Origin of the sequence: Hymenobacter properus (genome assembly GCF_015694735.1) — a bacterium.
GTDB classification, from domain to species: Bacteria; Bacteroidota; Bacteroidia; order Cytophagales; family Hymenobacteraceae; genus Hymenobacter; species Hymenobacter properus.
On sequence record NZ_JADQDP010000004.1, the window covers coordinates 589434 to 602916 of the forward strand.

Below are 13483 nucleotides of genomic sequence, written 5' to 3' on the forward strand. Positions count from 1 at the left end.
TTAACCAACATTTTTCAAAATCCCACAATCATGCAAAACTCTACTCTTAAGTTAAGCTTCCTGCTAGCTTTCCTGCTCTCGGCCACGATGTCGATGGCCCAGACCATTACCACCGTGGGCATCATTGGCTCGGCCACGCCTATCACCGCTACCAACCCGACGGGCTGGGATGCTTCGACTCCGATGACCCGCACCACGGCAACCGGCAACGACTGGACCATTACCCTGCCGCTGACCGTTGGCGAAGTGAAATTCCGCGCCGATAACGCCTGGACCGTAAACTGGGGCGCCAACACCTTCCCCACTGGCACTGGCACGCAGGGCGGCCCCAACATTCCTATTGCCACGGCCGGCCGCTACACCGTGCGCTTCAACAGCTCGACGGGCGTTTACCAGTTCTCGATTGCCGCAGCTGCTAAAAACAGCTTCGATGCCGTGCTGAAGCTGGCCATTGCCCCCAACCCCGCCAGCGGCACCGCTTACGTGAACTACAACCTGCCCACCGCCGGCACCGCCACCCTGACGCTGCAAAACGCACTGGGCCAGACGGTACGCCAGTTTGCCCCGGTTCGCCAGGGCGTGGGCGCCCAGGGCCAGGCCCTGCCGCTGACCGGCATCGCCGCCGGCCTGTACCTGCTGCGTTTGGAAACTGCCGATATGGCCCAAACCACCCGCCTGGTGGTTGAATAGCCTGTTTAGCAACTAGACACTGCTCCGACGCGGGCACGAGCCACTGGCTTGTGCCCGCGTTTTTTTATGGGCGCGGGCGGCCACGAAATCCCCCTGGTGAGTACTTTTCATCGCCGGAACACGAAACCCTTGCCGGCGTTGGTAACCAGCCTTTCCCATGCTCGACCTTGTTATTGATGCCCGCCCAGCGGCTCTGGCGCCCGGGTTTGCGGTGCAGCGCATCCTCCCCTACCGGCTGCGGCGCATGCTGGGCCCGTTCATTTTTATGGACCACGCGGGGCCGGTGAACGTGGCGCCGGCCCAGATGCACGGCCTTGATGTTCTGCCCCATCCGCACATCGGCCTGAGCACGGTGAGCTACCTGTTTGGCGGGCAGGTGACGCACCGCGACAGCCTGGGCGTGGAGCAGATTATTCGGCCTGGGGAGGTGAACTGGATGACGGCCGGCTCGGGCATTGCCCATTCGGAGCGCTTTGAGGACCCGGCCGCGCTGGCGGGCGGGGCGCTGGAGATGATTCAAACCTGGGTGGCCCTGCCCGAAGCCGACGAGGAACAGGCGCCCACCTTCGCCAACTATCAGCCGCAGGAGCTGCCCATCTTTACCGACACGGGCGTGTGGATGCGGCTGATTGCGGGCGAGGCCTTCGGGCTGAAAAACGGTGTGCGCACCCATTCGCCGCTGTTCTACCTGCACGTGGTGCTACAAGCCGGCGCCCGCTTCGGGCTGCCGCGCGGCTACCCCGAGCGCGGCGCCTACGTGGCCAAGGGCCGCGTGGAAGTGAACGGCCGCGTCTACACGCCGGGCCAGCTGCTGGTGTTCACGCCCGGCCTCGACCCGGTGCTGGTGGCCCTGGAGCCAAGCACGCTGATGCTGCTAGGCGGCGAGCCGCTAGGCGAGCGGTTCATCTGGTGGAACTTCGTGTCGTCGCGCCGCGAGCGGATTGAGCAGGCCAAAGCCGACTGGCAGGCCGGCCGCATTGTGCTGCCGCCCAACGACAACGCCGAGTTTGTGCCCCTGCCCTCGGACCGCACCCGGCCAGCGGGCACTGGCGGCTCGCCTGCTCCGCAGGCGTTGTCGTAATGCTTTTTGCAGGGGCCTGAGGGCCAACCATCCGCAACAGTAGCGCCGCAAGCAGCCAAGCTCTGCCAAAACAAGCGAGGCGGCAGACCGTTTGGAGAGGGCCGGTCTGCGCGCCAATAGAAGTGTGCGCAACGCTTCCACCCCCGAAAACGATGCTGCTATGAGTGCCTCTTCCCTGGAACAAATCCCGTTCGAGAATCCCTTCGTCGATGAATTGCGCGGCGAAGACTCTGCCATTCAAGGCTCGCGGCAGGTACCGGGCTATTGCTACTCGCGGGTGCAGCCCACGTCGGTGCAAGCCCCGCGCCTGCTGGCCTGGTCAGAGGAGTTGGGTGAGTATCTGGGCATAGCCAAGCCCGCCGCACAAGGCCCGGCGGTGGATGCGCTGGCGGGCAACCTCGTCACGGCCAGCATGAAGCCTTTTGCGGCGCGCTACGGCGGGCACCAGTTTGGCAACTGGGCGGGGCAGTTGGGCGACGGGCGCGCCATTTCGCTGGGCCAGGTGGCCGCTGTGGATGGCACGCCCTGGGAAATTCAGCTGAAAGGAGCCGGGCCTACCCCCTACTCGCGCCGGGCCGACGGCCGGGCGGTGCTGCGTTCCTCGCTGCGGGAGTTTTTGTGCAGCGAGGCCATGCACGCCCTGGGCGTGCCCACCACACGGGCCCTGAGCCTGGTGGGCACCGGCGAGGCCGTAGTGCGGGATATGTTTTACAACGGCAACCCACAGGAAGAGCCGGGCGCCATTGTGGCGCGGGTGGCGCCCACGTTCATCCGCTTCGGCAACTTTCAGATAATGGCTGCGCACGGCGAAATGGACAATCTGCGCGCGCTGGCCGACTACACGCTACGCCACCACTACCCGGAGCTGGGTCCGCCCGGCCCCGACGCCTACGTGCGCTGGTTTGAAGAAGTGGCCCGGCGCACGGCCGTGATGGTGGCGCACTGGATGACGGTGGGGTTCGTGCACGGCGTGATGAACACCGACAACATGTCCATCCTCGGCCTCACCATCGACTACGGCCCCTACGGCTGGCTGGAGCCCTACGACCCCGACTGGACACCCAACACCACCGATTTCGGCTCGCGCCGCTACGCTTTCGGCCAGCAGCCCCGCGTGGCTCTATGGAACCTAATGGCGCTGGCCCAGGCCCTGAGCCCGCTGCTGCCCGATGCCCAGGTGCTGCGTGGGGGCCTGGACATTTACGCCCGCACCCTGGCCGATACCCAGCACGAGCTGATGCTGCGCAAGTTGGGCCTCACCTCTCAATTTCCCGACGAAGACCGTGCCCTGACTGGGGAATTGCCCCAGGCGCTGTCGAAGCCGGAAATTGACATGACGTGGTTCTTCCGGCAGCTTTCGCACTTGGCGCCGGCGCTGATTGCAGGCACTGGCAATGAGGACGCACTTTTTGCGGAGTTGATTGCAAAGGCCGCCTACTCGGTGGCGCCCGATGAGGACCGGAACCTATTGAAGTGGCTGCACCGCTACACGGCCCGGTTGCGGCAGGAACCGGCCGAGAAGGAAGCCATTCGGGCTGGCATGCTGGCGGCCAACCCTAAGTACGTGCTGCGCAACTACTTGGCCCAGCAAGCCGCTGAAGCGGCCGAAGCCGGCGACTTATCGGTATTGGAGCGGCTCATGCACGTGCTGAAAACGCCGTTTGACGAGCACTCCGAATACGAGGCACTGGCGGCCAAGCGGCCCGACTGGGCCCGCGACAAGCCCGGCGCGGCCACACTGTCGTGCAGCTCTTAACCAGGGCTACGAGACCCAAAAGCTGCATATGGCCCCAAAGTCAACGCCAGAGCCGAGCCTGGCTGTGTTAACAGTGCTACGCGTTGGTGCTAGCGGGAGTCGGCCGCGTCTGCAGCGGCTGGGGGCGGCCCTGACGTCGACGCCTCCGGTGTGGGGGCGTACACCAGCACGTGCGCCGGGGGCAGGTTCAGCAGCACGTGGGCATGGTCGAGTGGTTGGAAGAATCGTTCGAATAGTTTCCGGTTTTGCAGTGAATACTGGAAGAGAATGAGCCGGCCGCTGGGCAAGAGCAGCTGCCGGGTGTGCTCCAGAATGCGCCAGCCCTGCCGCCACGGCAACGATGAGAATGGCAGCCCGCATACCACGTAGTCGGGCGGGGGAGCGCCTAGTTCCTTCAGATAGTCCCCCGTCTTGTCGGCCGAGCCGTGCACCACGTGCACGTTGGGTTGGCTGGAATACCGGGCTTGCAGCAGCTTGCAAAACCGTCGGTTCACTTCCACCAGCAGCACCACGGTTTCGGGCCGGCGGCGCCCGATGATGATGTCGGTGAACACGCCCGTGCCGGGGCCATATTCCACAATGCACCGGGCCGTGGCAAAGTTGATGGGCGCCATCACCTTTTCCGTCAGCTCGCGCGAGCTGGGAATCAGAGAGCCCACCGTGGCCGGGTTGCGGAAAAACTCTGCTACAAACGAGGAATCCATAGCCATCAGGTAAGTGCGCGGCCGAGTTACCGCGGCGTCATCGGACGGTTTGTTTACGGATTGACTTGGTTAAAAAGTTAGCCCAGAAGCACAGCAGGCAGGCTTTCCGGGCGGAAAACCTGCCTGCTGAAAGAATCGCCAAATGGGCAGCGCGTTGACGCGCAACGCCCGCCGAGCCTAGTTGTTCTGGTAAGGCACCATACCCATGTTCTGGAACATGAAGGCCCACTTATCGGTCTGCTCGCCGATAACCTGGGCGGTGGAGCGGCCCGCGCCGTGACCGGCCTTGGTTTCGATGCGAATGAGCACGGGCGCGGGACCCTGCTGGGCATCCTGCAGGCGCTGGCCAAACTTGAAGGAGTGGGCGGGCACCACCCGGTCGTCGTGGTCGGCGGTGGTGACCAGGGTGGCGGGGTAGCTGGCCGGCTTGATGGCGTGGTAGGGCGAGTATTTGTAGAGGTACTGGAACATCTCGGGCGAGTCCTGGGCCGTGCCGTAGTCGTAGGCCCAGCCGGCGCCGGCCGTGAATTGGTTGTAGCGCAGCATGTCCATCACGCCCACGGCGGGGAAGGCCACTTTGCACAGGTCGGGGCGCTGCGTCATGGTGGCGCCCACCAACAGGCCGCCATTGGAAGCGCCCGAGATGGCCAGGTGGTCGGTGTCGGTGTATTTGTTGGCTTTTAGGTACTCGGCGGCGGCAATGAAGTCGTCGAACACGTTCTGCTTTTGCAGCTTGGTGCCGGCCAGGTGCCACTTTTCGCCGTATTCGCCGCCGCCCCGGATGTTGGCCACGGCGTAGATACCACCGTTTTCGAGCAGCACAATGTTGGAGGTGCTGAAGCCCGGCGTGGAGCTGGAGTTGAAGCCGCCGTAGGCGTAGAGCAACGTGGGGTTTTTGCCGTTGAGCACGGTGCCCTTTTTGTAGGTGATAATCATGGGCACGCGGGTGCCGTCCTTGGAATTATAGAACACCTGCTTCGATTCAAACTTGCTGGGGTCGAACTGCACGCCCGCCTTCTTGAAAACCGTCGATTTGCCGGTGGCAATGTCGTACTTGAAGATGGTGGGCGGGTAGATGTAGGACGTAAACACGTAGTAGGTCTCCTTTTCCTCCTTCTTGGTGCCGAAACCGCCGGCCGTGCCCACCGAGGGCAGCGTGATGCTCCGCTCCTTCTTGCCATTCATATCATATTGCTCGATGAGCGAAGTGGCATCCTTGAGGTAGTTGGCGAAGATTTTACCACCGCCAGTGGTGGCACTCAGCACATTCTGGGTTTCCGGAATGAGGTCTTTCCAGTTGGCGGGCTTGGGATTGGCGGCGTCTACGGTCACCACCTTGTTGTTGGGCGCGTTCAGGTTGGTGAAAATGTAAAGCTTGCTGCCCACGTTGTCGATGACGTCGGCCTCGTTCTTTTCATTGTCCACCACCTGCACGATGGGGCTGTTCGGCTTGCTCAAATCCTGGATGTAGAGCTCGTTGCCGGTGGTGGTGTTGGCCCCCGTAATCACTAGGAAGCGCTGGTCCTCGGTCACACTGGCGCTGATGTAGCGGCGGGGCGTTTTCTCGCCCCCGAAAATCAGCTTGTCACTGCTTTGGGGCGTGTTTAGCTTGTGGTAGTACAGCTTGTGAATCTGGGTTTTGCCGGCCAGCTGGCTGCCGGCCTTGGGCTTGTCGTAGGAGCTGTAGTAGAAGCCGTCGTTGCCGCGCCAGGCCAGGCCCGAGAACTTGACGTCCTTCAGCGTGTCGCCCACCAGGGCCTTGTTGGCCGTGTTCAGCACGATGACCTTGCGCCAATCGGAGCCGCCTTCCGAAATCTGGTAGGCGGCCAGGCTGCCGTCCTTGGTGAAGTTGATGCCGGCCAACGAGGTGGTGCCGTCCTTCGAGAACTGGTTGGGGTCGAGGAAAACCTCGGGCGTGCCCGTGGCGCCCAGCTGCCGGTACAGCACCGACTGGCTTTGCAGGCCGGTGTTCTTGCTGAAGTAGGTGTACTTGCCTTCCTTGAAGGGCGCGCCGTACTTCTCGTAATTCCACAATGTTTCCAGGCGCTTGCGAATGGTTTCGCGGAAGGGAATCTGGCTGAGGTAGTTCTGCGTCACCTTGTTTTCGTCCTGCACCCAGCTTTTGGTGTCGGGCGCCTGGTCGTTTTCGAGCCAGCGGTAGGGGTCAGGCACCTTGGTGCCGAAATAAGTGGTGACGGTATCGACCTTGCGGGGCTGCGGGTAAGGCAACGTTTTAATCGGGGCCTGGGCATGAGCGGCGGCGCCGACCAGTACGGCCGCCAGGAAGGTGTAGCGCAGTGGTTTCATGGGAACAAAGTGAATGTGAAAACGGGCCTGAGACCGGTAACGTCTGTTCAATGTCGTAATTTGGCATCGAAAACTAATACGCTCCGCCAATCCGCTCCTTCGCTTCCTTGCTTTTGAGTGCCTGTTTCGTGGCTGCCGGGTTGCTACTGTTGGCCGGCTGCGACCAAAACACCGCCAGCCTGCAGGAAACGGCCGCGCACACCCGGCGCCCCGTTTCGGTGGCCCAGACGGCGCCCCGGACGCTGGTTGCCGCTAATACGGCCTTGCCCTACCTGCGCCTGCCGGGCGTGGGCGATTCCATCCAGGCCCCGGCCCTGGTGCGCATCAACAACACTGCCTACCGCGTGCAGGTGGGGGCCCGCACCGACAGCGCCCGGCCGTTGCGGCACATCCTGCCGGCCAGCCCCGCCGCCGACTCGCCCGAAGCCGACACCGTGACGGGCTTTGAAGGCTACTATACCTTCCGCCTGTTGCGGGCCGATGGCAAAGCCCAATTTGCGCGGCAGCTGAAAAAAACGAGCTTTTCGGCCGCCGTGAGCCCCGATTTGGCGGTGGAAGCCGAGGCCACGCCGCCCATCTTCTCGGGCTACCTGCCCGCTTTCAAGGCATTGGCGTTTGAAATTAATTTCTACCCGCCCGAAAGCGACGCCGGTGGTCAGGCCCTGCTGCTGCTCGACGCCGCCACGGGCAAGGTGCGGCACCTGGCGCTGGCCCGCTGGACGGGCGGCTGCAACTCCAATTCGGTGCTCTCGGCCGATGGGCGCACGCTGCTCACCAGCTGCGAGCTGCTGCAGGCCAACGGCCACGTCACCAACCTCGAAAAGCCCGGCCGCGAAGTAGCCGGCACCCTCTTGGTGAACAACGAGACGGCCCTGGTGGTGTACGCCGCCGGCTATGACCAGTACGGCGAGGAAGTGCCCTTACGAGGCCCCAATGCCCAGTTAATAACAGTCGACGGGCGCGTGCTAAAATCCTTCCATCTCTACAGCATCGACGGCGGCCTGGGCAACCACATGCTTAGCACCTACCTGCCCCGCACCCGCACGCACTACCTCTACGACGAAACCTACAACCGCCTGGCCGTGGTGCCGCGCGACCAGCCCACTCAGCTGCGCGTCCTCAACCTACGCCAGCTGTCTTCGTTCCGTAAGCCCCAGCGTCCTACCGAAGTTCGGGTAGATTTCGAAACCGAAATGGGCACGCAAGCCACGTTTTACGTAGATGTGCACAGCGGGCGCATTCGCCACCGGGTGCGCCGGGCCGCTTTTTAGGGAGGGTGGATAATAGGTAAGAGACGAATAAAAATAGAACGTCATGCTGCGCGCAGCATGACGTTCTTTTGTTTCCTTTCGGCCTGCTCCTACTTGGCCGCGCTCACGCGCCAGATGCGGTCGGCCGCGTCGTCGGCCACCAGTAGGGAGCCGTCGGGCAGGGTGGTTACGCCCACGGGGCGGCCGTAGGCAGTTTTGGAGTCGCCCCCGGCCAGGAAACCGGTCAGGAAGTCTTCCGGCTGGCCGGGCTTGCCGTTTTCGAAGGGCACAAACACCACCTTGTAGCCCGAGTACTGCGAGCGGTTCCAGGAGCCGTGCTCGCCGATGAAGGCCCCGTTGCGGTACTTGGCAGGGAAGGCATCTTTGTCGTAGAATGCGAGGCCCAGGGCCGCTACGTGGGCGCCCAGCGGCACATCGGGCACCCGGGTTTTGCTCACCAGGTCGGGCCGCTCGTTTTTGCGGCGGGGGTCTTCGTTCGGGCCGTAGTAAGCGTAGGGCCAGCCGTAGAAGCCGCCTTGCTGCACGCTGGTGAAGTAGTCGGGCACCAGTTCATCGCCCAGCTCGTCGCGCTCGTTCACCACGGTCCACAGCTTTTGGGTACCGGGCTGCCACTGCAGGCCAATGGGATTGCGCAGGCCGCTGGCGTATATTTTTTCGCCGGTGCCGTCGGGGTTGATTTCGAGAATGTTGGCCCGGCGCACCTCGTTGGCCGAGCCGTGTTCCTGCACATTGGAGCCCGAGCCCACGGTCACGTAAATCTTGGAGTTGTCGGCGTTGGCCAGCAGGTTGCGGGTCCAGTGGTTGTTGTACCCACCTTTAGGCAGGTCGAGGATGCGCTGCCCATCGCCGGTAATCTTGGTGGCACCGGGCTGGTAGGGAAAGCGCAGTACGCCGTCGGTGTTGGCCACGTAAAAGTTGTTGCCGATGATGAGCATGCCAAAGGGCTGGCTCAATCCCGAAAGAAAAGTAGTGCGTACATCTGGCTTGCCGTCGTGGTTGGTGTCGCGCAGCAGCGTGATGCGGTTGGCGCTTTCGTCGCGCAGCGAGCGGGACTTGTCCAGCTTCAGCTCGGCGGCCACCTTCTTGGTCATCGTCGTCGGGATGGTGTTGGCTTCTGCCACCAGCACGTCGCCGTTGGGTGCCACGTACATCCAGCGCGGGCTCTGAAACTGCCCCGCGTACTCGGTCACGGTGAAGCCGGCGGGCGCGGTGGGCGTGCGGCCGGCGGGCCAGGGCTCGATGTCGACGCGGTGCGTGACGGATTTGCTCGCGTAGGGCGCCGGCAGGTGCACCGAGTCGGCCACGGGCGTTTCCACGGTTTGGGCCGGCGTGTTGGCTTGGGCTTCTTGCTTTTCTTCTTTGCTGGGGCCGCCGCAGGCTGCCAGCAGGCCGAGGCCGGCCAGCAGCCAGCGGGAATTATTCAACGTCATAAAGGGCGGAAACGAATAAGCACACAAAGGCCCGCCATACTACCAGCGGGCCTTTGGCTTTACTTCCCTAACCAGATTTAGTTGCACCTAAGCTTAGCCCTGCGCCGTCCTTCGCGTCAATCAGCCAATAAATTCTGCGCCCGCAGCCAGTCAAATATCAGCTGGTCGACGGCTGAGACTTCGGCCCGGTGCCAGTAGCGCAACCATGCCACTTCCGCAATTTCGGCCGCCGGTTGCAGCTGGCCGGTATAGCGGGCGTAGTAGCACGTCATGCGCACGAGCACCCCAGCCGGGTGGCCGTGGGCGGGGGCTTCCCAGGTACCCGCCGGTGCCAGGCTGGCGGGGTCGAGCGCCACGGTCAGCTCCTCCCGGATTTCACGCAGCAGTGTTTGGGCGTCGGTTTCGCCGGGTTCGCGCTTGCCGCCGGGAAAGTAGTACCGGTCTTTGCCGTGGCTGCGCGTGCTTAGGATTTCGCCATCGTGCAGGTGTAGCCAGGCTATTTTGTCGATGATGGGCATGAGTTGCTTTTCAATTGAACCAGAAGCACGGCGCACTTTATTGCGGCATTAGCACGGGTGCGGTCGCTGGCGAGCCTTGCAACACGCACCGTAGCCAGCGGTTGAGGGGCTCTTCCACCATTTTATATAGCAAAATGGAGACGAGCCATAGCGACAACGCCGTCAGGACGCTGCTGCCTATCCACTGGTACAACAGATGCCGCACAGCACCTACGTGAATGAGGTAGAAGACATAAGAACTACGCCCCAATAGCGCCAAAAGCCGGCTGCTGAGCAGGCGACGCACCCAGGTAGCTTCACCGACCAGGCCCCACAGCAGCGGGGCAATACCGAGCACGGGCAGGGCCACGTTGTTAATGAACATACCCGCGGGCGTGAACACGCCAAAGCTGCCTTCAGTGGGGCCGTGTAGCAAACTAAGGACGCCTAGGCAGAACAGCATGCCCACCATTCCAGCGGAGGTCAGCCCTCGTGGCGCGTGCGCGGTGCCCGTGCGCCGCAGCCACCACGCGAGTCCCACACCCACAAAAAATTCTATAGCCCGCCCGAGGTAAGTGAACTGAAACAGAAAATCGAATGAGCCGAAAAACCCGTGCCACTGCAACGGCCGGCACAGCACCACCAGCCCCGCGCCTAGCATCACCAACGCCAGCGGCAACGCCCATAGCCATTGCCGGCTGCGCTGAAGGAGCCCGAACGCCAGCGGCGCCGACAGGTAGAACATTTCCTCGACCGTTAGCGACCAGCCCTGCGCGATGCCAGAGTACACATATTGCTCGAATAGCCCCCGCAGAAAAGTGATGTTGAGCAGGTACTCGCCCAGGGAAAACGGCAGACCCTCCCGGTAGTGCAGCAGCGCGAAAACGAGGGTGGTCAGCAGCAAGTACATCGGGTAGATGCGGGCTACCCGATTGGCGAAGTAGGTGCGCAGCGCCACCCGGCGCCCCAGGTAGCGGTAGCCAATTAGGAAGCCGCTGAGTACAAAAAATACCGTGACCCCAATGTGCGTTTCGGCTGCCAGATTGTGGATGCGCCAGCCAAACCGCGCCGGCGAAAACGGATTGTAATGATGCACATATACCAGCGCGGCGGCCACGGCGCGCAGGCCGGTCAGGGCAGGGAAGTAGTCTTTTTTAGCGTCCGTCATGCTTGATTTCTGCAGGTTCTGCCACTGCCGCCTCCCACTAAAGCTGAAAGGTAGGCAGCCAAATGCAGCAACTGCTACAAGCTCGGCCTTAACCTCGCAGTCGGGGCCCGCGTTTGCACGGGCTATGGCAACGTTTCACATTGGCTGCTCGGGCTACCACTACCGCCACTGGCGCGGCCGCTTCTACCCCGAAAAGATGCCCATGCGGCTGTGGTTCGACTTCTATAGCCAGCACTTCCGCACGCTGGAGCTGAACGTGACGTTTTACCGCTTCCCGCAGCTGTCCTTTCTTGAAAATTGGCACCGGCAGAGCCCGGAGGATTTTCGCTTTGCGGTGAAAGCGCCCAAGCTCATCACGCACTATAAGCAGTTTCACAACGTGCAGCAACTGCTGGCCGATTTCTACGACACGACCAGCCGCGGCCTGCTCGAAAAGCTGGGCCCCGTCCTGTTCCAGCTGCCGCCCCGCATGAGCTACGAGCCCGATCGCCTCGCCCGCATCCTCGATAGCCTTGACCCCAGCTTCCAGAACGTGCTCGAATTTCGCCACCCCAGCTGGTGGCAGCCGGACGTGTACGAGGAGCTTGCACGCCGACAGGTCATTTTCTGCGGCCAGAGCCACCCGCAACTACCCGATGCCGTGGTTGTCACTGCCACCACGCTCTACTACCGCTTTCATGGCGTGCCCGACCTCTACCGCTCGCCCTACGATGAAGGCTTTTTGCGCCGCGTAATGGATGAAGTGAAAGCACAGCCCGACGTGCAGGAGGCGTATCTGTATTTCAACAACGACATCGACGCCTCGGCCATCGGCAATGCCCAGCAGATGTTGGGGATGGTGGGAGGATAGTGCTGAAAGCCCAATATCGAATCATAAAAAGAACGTCATGCTGAGCGCAGCCGAAGCATCTCTACCGCGCAAAGCAATTATTTACTACTGCGGTAGAGATGCTTCGGCTGCGCTCAGCATGACGTTCCGAATTTAAACCAGTCTACCTATTCCTTCTCCTTCAATGACGCCATGTCAATCACATAGCGAAAGCGGACTTCTTCATCCATCATCTTGTCGAAGGCTTTGTTGATGTCTTGCATCTCAATCATTTCTACCTCGGGCAGAATGTTGTGCTGGGCGCAGAATTCTAACACCTCCTGCGTTTCGGCAATGCTGCCGATGATGGAGCCGGCCACCGAGCGGCGGTGCATGGCTACTTCCTGGTTATTGAGCGGGGCTTTGTATGGCCCCAGCAAACCCACCGTCGTGATAACGCCGTCGCGCTTAGCCAGCGTCACATAGTCGTTCACCTCGAAGGCATCGGGGATTGTGATGAGGATGAAATCGTACTTCAGCTCGTGTGCTTTCATGGCGGCCGAGTCGCTCGAAATCAGGACTTCGTGCGCGCCCAGGCGTTCGGCGTCGGCCTGCTTCTCCTTGTCGCGGGTGATGGCCGTGACGGTGGCGCCCAGGGCCCGCGCCAGCTGCACGCCCATGTGGCCCAGCCCGCCAATGCCCACCACGGCCACGCTGCTGCCGGGGCCCACGTTCCAGTGTTTCAGGGGCGAGTAGGTGGTGATGCCGGCGCACAGAATGGGCGCGGCGGCCTTGATGTCGAGCGCATCGGGAATGCGCAGCACGAAGGATTCCTTCACGGTGATGTTGGTGGAGTAGCCGCCGAAGGTGTTGAAATCCTTGTTTTGCGGCTTCATGTAGCCGTTGTAGGTGGCCGTCCAGCTCACGGGGCCTTCGCAGTAGTTTTCCTCCTTTTCGCGGCAGCTGGGGCAGGTGCCACAAGAGTCAATCATGCAGCCCACGCCCACAATGTCGCCCACCCGGAACTTGGTGACGGCGCTGCCGGCCTCGATGACGCGGCCTACAATTTCGTGGCCCGGCACGCAGGGGTAGATGGTGTTGTGCCAGTCGTTCTTCACTTGGTGCAGGTCGGAGTGGCACACGCCGCAGTAAAGGATGTCGATGTGCACTTCGTCGGCTTTGGGCGCCTGGCGCTCAATCTCCATTTCGGAGAGTCCGTTGAAAATAGAATTGCTGGCACCGTAAGCTTTGGTTTTGAACGCTGTCATGTGGTTTGAGGAAAGAAGGATAGAAGTGGAAAATGTGGAGCTTCTCTCAACGGTGTTTTCGGGCGGCGGTTGGCCATTTCCCCCGTGTAAGATTTGGGCAAATAGCCCGCGGCCGCATCTTTACCCCATGAAAGCCCTGCTTCTGCCCACCAAAACCTATCGCCTCAACGGCCGCCTCTGGCTCGAAACCGAAGACGGGCGCTTCCTCGGCATCGGCCGGCTAGAGCTGCTGGAGCACATTGCCGCGCTGGGCTCCATCTCAAAGGCGGCGCAAGCCATGGGCATGTCCTACAAGCGCGCCTGGGACCTGGTGGCCTCCATGAATGCGCAGGCCACCGTCCCACTGGTCAGCACCCAAACCGGCGGCACAAAGGGCGGCGGTGCAGCCGTGACCGAAGCTGGCCGTGAAGCCATTGCCGAGTTTAAAGCGCTGCAAGCGCGTTTTCAGGAATTCATGGCCGCCGAAACAACGCGGCTACACGGCAGTTAGCAGTCAGCGAAGC

12 protein-coding genes are annotated in these 13483 nt (G+C 62.0%); 6 read left to right on the top strand and 6 right to left on the bottom strand.

What is annotated here, in order from left to right; all coding sequences use genetic code 11:
• The first annotated feature begins 30 nt into the window (after window positions 1–30).
• The 3 genes from I2I01_RS19080 (at window position 31) to I2I01_RS19090 (ending at window position 3527) form a co-directional block, all read left to right on the top strand.
• Window positions 31–690, top strand: coding sequence for a T9SS type A sorting domain-containing protein (locus I2I01_RS19080; RefSeq protein ID WP_196288094.1), 660 nt, complete (start codon window positions 31–33; stop codon window positions 688–690).
• Between the two features lie 157 nt (window positions 691–847).
• Window positions 848–1771 (top strand): pirin family protein, encoded by a 924-nt coding sequence (locus I2I01_RS19085; protein ID WP_196288095.1) that lies wholly within the window; start codon window positions 848–850, stop codon window positions 1769–1771.
• A gap of 160 nt (window positions 1772–1931) precedes the next feature.
• A complete protein-coding gene (locus I2I01_RS19090) occupies window positions 1932–3527 on the top strand; it encodes a protein adenylyltransferase SelO (protein ID WP_196288096.1) in 1596 nt (531 codons plus the stop codon).
• Between the two features lie 89 nt (window positions 3528–3616).
• Here the strand turns inward: I2I01_RS19090 and I2I01_RS19095 are convergent, their stop codons facing one another.
• Together I2I01_RS19095 and I2I01_RS19100 are read right to left on the bottom strand one after the other, a co-directional pair.
• Window positions 3617–4231, bottom strand: coding sequence for a class I SAM-dependent methyltransferase (locus I2I01_RS19095; RefSeq protein WP_196288097.1), 615 nt, complete (start codon window positions 4229–4231; stop codon window positions 3617–3619).
• Window positions 4232–4408: 177 nt separating this feature from the next.
• On the bottom strand, window positions 4409–6538 hold the full coding sequence (locus I2I01_RS19100; protein WP_196288098.1) for a prolyl oligopeptidase family serine peptidase: 2130 nt from the start codon (window positions 6536–6538) through the stop codon (window positions 4409–4411).
• 113 nt (window positions 6539–6651) lie between these two features.
• On the opposite strand from I2I01_RS19100, the gene I2I01_RS19105 reads away from it, so the two are divergent.
• Window positions 6652–7809, top strand: a complete 1158-nt coding sequence (locus I2I01_RS19105) for a hypothetical protein (RefSeq protein ID WP_196288099.1) — start codon at window positions 6652–6654, stop codon at window positions 7807–7809.
• Window positions 7810–7898: 89 nt separating this feature from the next.
• Here the strand turns inward: I2I01_RS19105 and I2I01_RS19110 are convergent, their stop codons facing one another.
• From I2I01_RS19110 to I2I01_RS19120, 3 genes are all read right to left on the bottom strand, one after another.
• On the bottom strand, window positions 7899–9239 hold the full coding sequence (locus I2I01_RS19110; protein ID WP_196288100.1) for a PQQ-dependent sugar dehydrogenase: 1341 nt from the start codon (window positions 9237–9239) through the stop codon (window positions 7899–7901).
• 116 nt (window positions 9240–9355) lie between these two features.
• Complete coding sequence (locus I2I01_RS19115; RefSeq protein ID WP_211538041.1) at window positions 9356–9757, bottom strand: NUDIX hydrolase; 402 nt, start codon at window positions 9755–9757, stop codon at window positions 9356–9358.
• A gap of 37 nt (window positions 9758–9794) precedes the next feature.
• Window positions 9795–10904: an acyltransferase family protein gene (locus tag I2I01_RS19120; RefSeq protein WP_196288101.1), complete on the bottom strand. Its 1110-nt coding sequence runs from the start codon at window positions 10902–10904 to the stop codon at window positions 9795–9797.
• 124 nt (window positions 10905–11028) lie between these two features.
• On the opposite strand from I2I01_RS19120, the gene I2I01_RS19125 reads away from it, so the two are divergent.
• Window positions 11029–11754, top strand: a complete 726-nt coding sequence (locus tag I2I01_RS19125) for a DUF72 domain-containing protein (RefSeq protein WP_196288102.1) — start codon at window positions 11029–11031, stop codon at window positions 11752–11754.
• 146 nt (window positions 11755–11900) lie between these two features.
• On the opposite strand, the gene I2I01_RS19130 is transcribed toward I2I01_RS19125, so the two are convergent.
• A complete protein-coding gene (locus tag I2I01_RS19130) occupies window positions 11901–12980 on the bottom strand; it encodes an NAD(P)-dependent alcohol dehydrogenase (protein WP_196288103.1) in 1080 nt (359 codons plus the stop codon).
• Between the two features lie 127 nt (window positions 12981–13107).
• Between I2I01_RS19130 and I2I01_RS19135 the strand changes: the two genes are divergently transcribed.
• Window positions 13108–13470 carry a winged helix-turn-helix domain-containing protein gene (locus tag I2I01_RS19135; protein ID WP_196288104.1) on the top strand — a complete coding sequence of 121 codons (363 nt, stop codon included), beginning with the start codon at window positions 13108–13110 and terminating at the stop codon, window positions 13468–13470.
• Window positions 13471–13483: the final 13 nt, after the last annotated feature.

Bases quoted from the DNA above. Each gene is read 5' to 3' on its own strand.
- I2I01_RS19080 (WP_196288094.1), top strand. From the start codon at position 31: ATGCAAAACTCTACTCTTAAGTTAAGCTTCCTGCTAGCTTTCCTGCTC.
- I2I01_RS19085 (WP_196288095.1), top strand. From the start codon at position 848: ATGCTCGACCTTGTTATTGATGCCCGCCCAGCGGCTCTGGCGCCCGGG.
- I2I01_RS19090 (WP_196288096.1), top strand. From the start codon at position 1,932: ATGAGTGCCTCTTCCCTGGAACAAATCCCGTTCGAGAATCCCTTCGTC.
- I2I01_RS19095 (WP_196288097.1), bottom strand. From the start codon at position 4,231: ATGGATTCCTCGTTTGTAGCAGAGTTTTTCCGCAACCCGGCCACGGTG.
- I2I01_RS19100 (WP_196288098.1), bottom strand. From the start codon at position 6,538: ATGAAACCACTGCGCTACACCTTCCTGGCGGCCGTACTGGTCGGCGCC.
- I2I01_RS19110 (WP_196288100.1), bottom strand. From the start codon at position 9,239: ATGACGTTGAATAATTCCCGCTGGCTGCTGGCCGGCCTCGGCCTGCTG.
- I2I01_RS19115 (WP_211538041.1), bottom strand. From the start codon at position 9,757: ATGCCCATCATCGACAAAATAGCCTGGCTACACCTGCACGATGGCGAA.
- I2I01_RS19120 (WP_196288101.1), bottom strand. From the start codon at position 10,904: ATGACGGACGCTAAAAAAGACTACTTCCCTGCCCTGACCGGCCTGCGC.
- I2I01_RS19125 (WP_196288102.1), top strand. From the start codon at position 11,029: ATGGCAACGTTTCACATTGGCTGCTCGGGCTACCACTACCGCCACTGG.
- I2I01_RS19130 (WP_196288103.1), bottom strand. From the start codon at position 12,980: ATGACAGCGTTCAAAACCAAAGCTTACGGTGCCAGCAATTCTATTTTC.
- I2I01_RS19135 (WP_196288104.1), top strand. From the start codon at position 13,108: ATGAAAGCCCTGCTTCTGCCCACCAAAACCTATCGCCTCAACGGCCGC.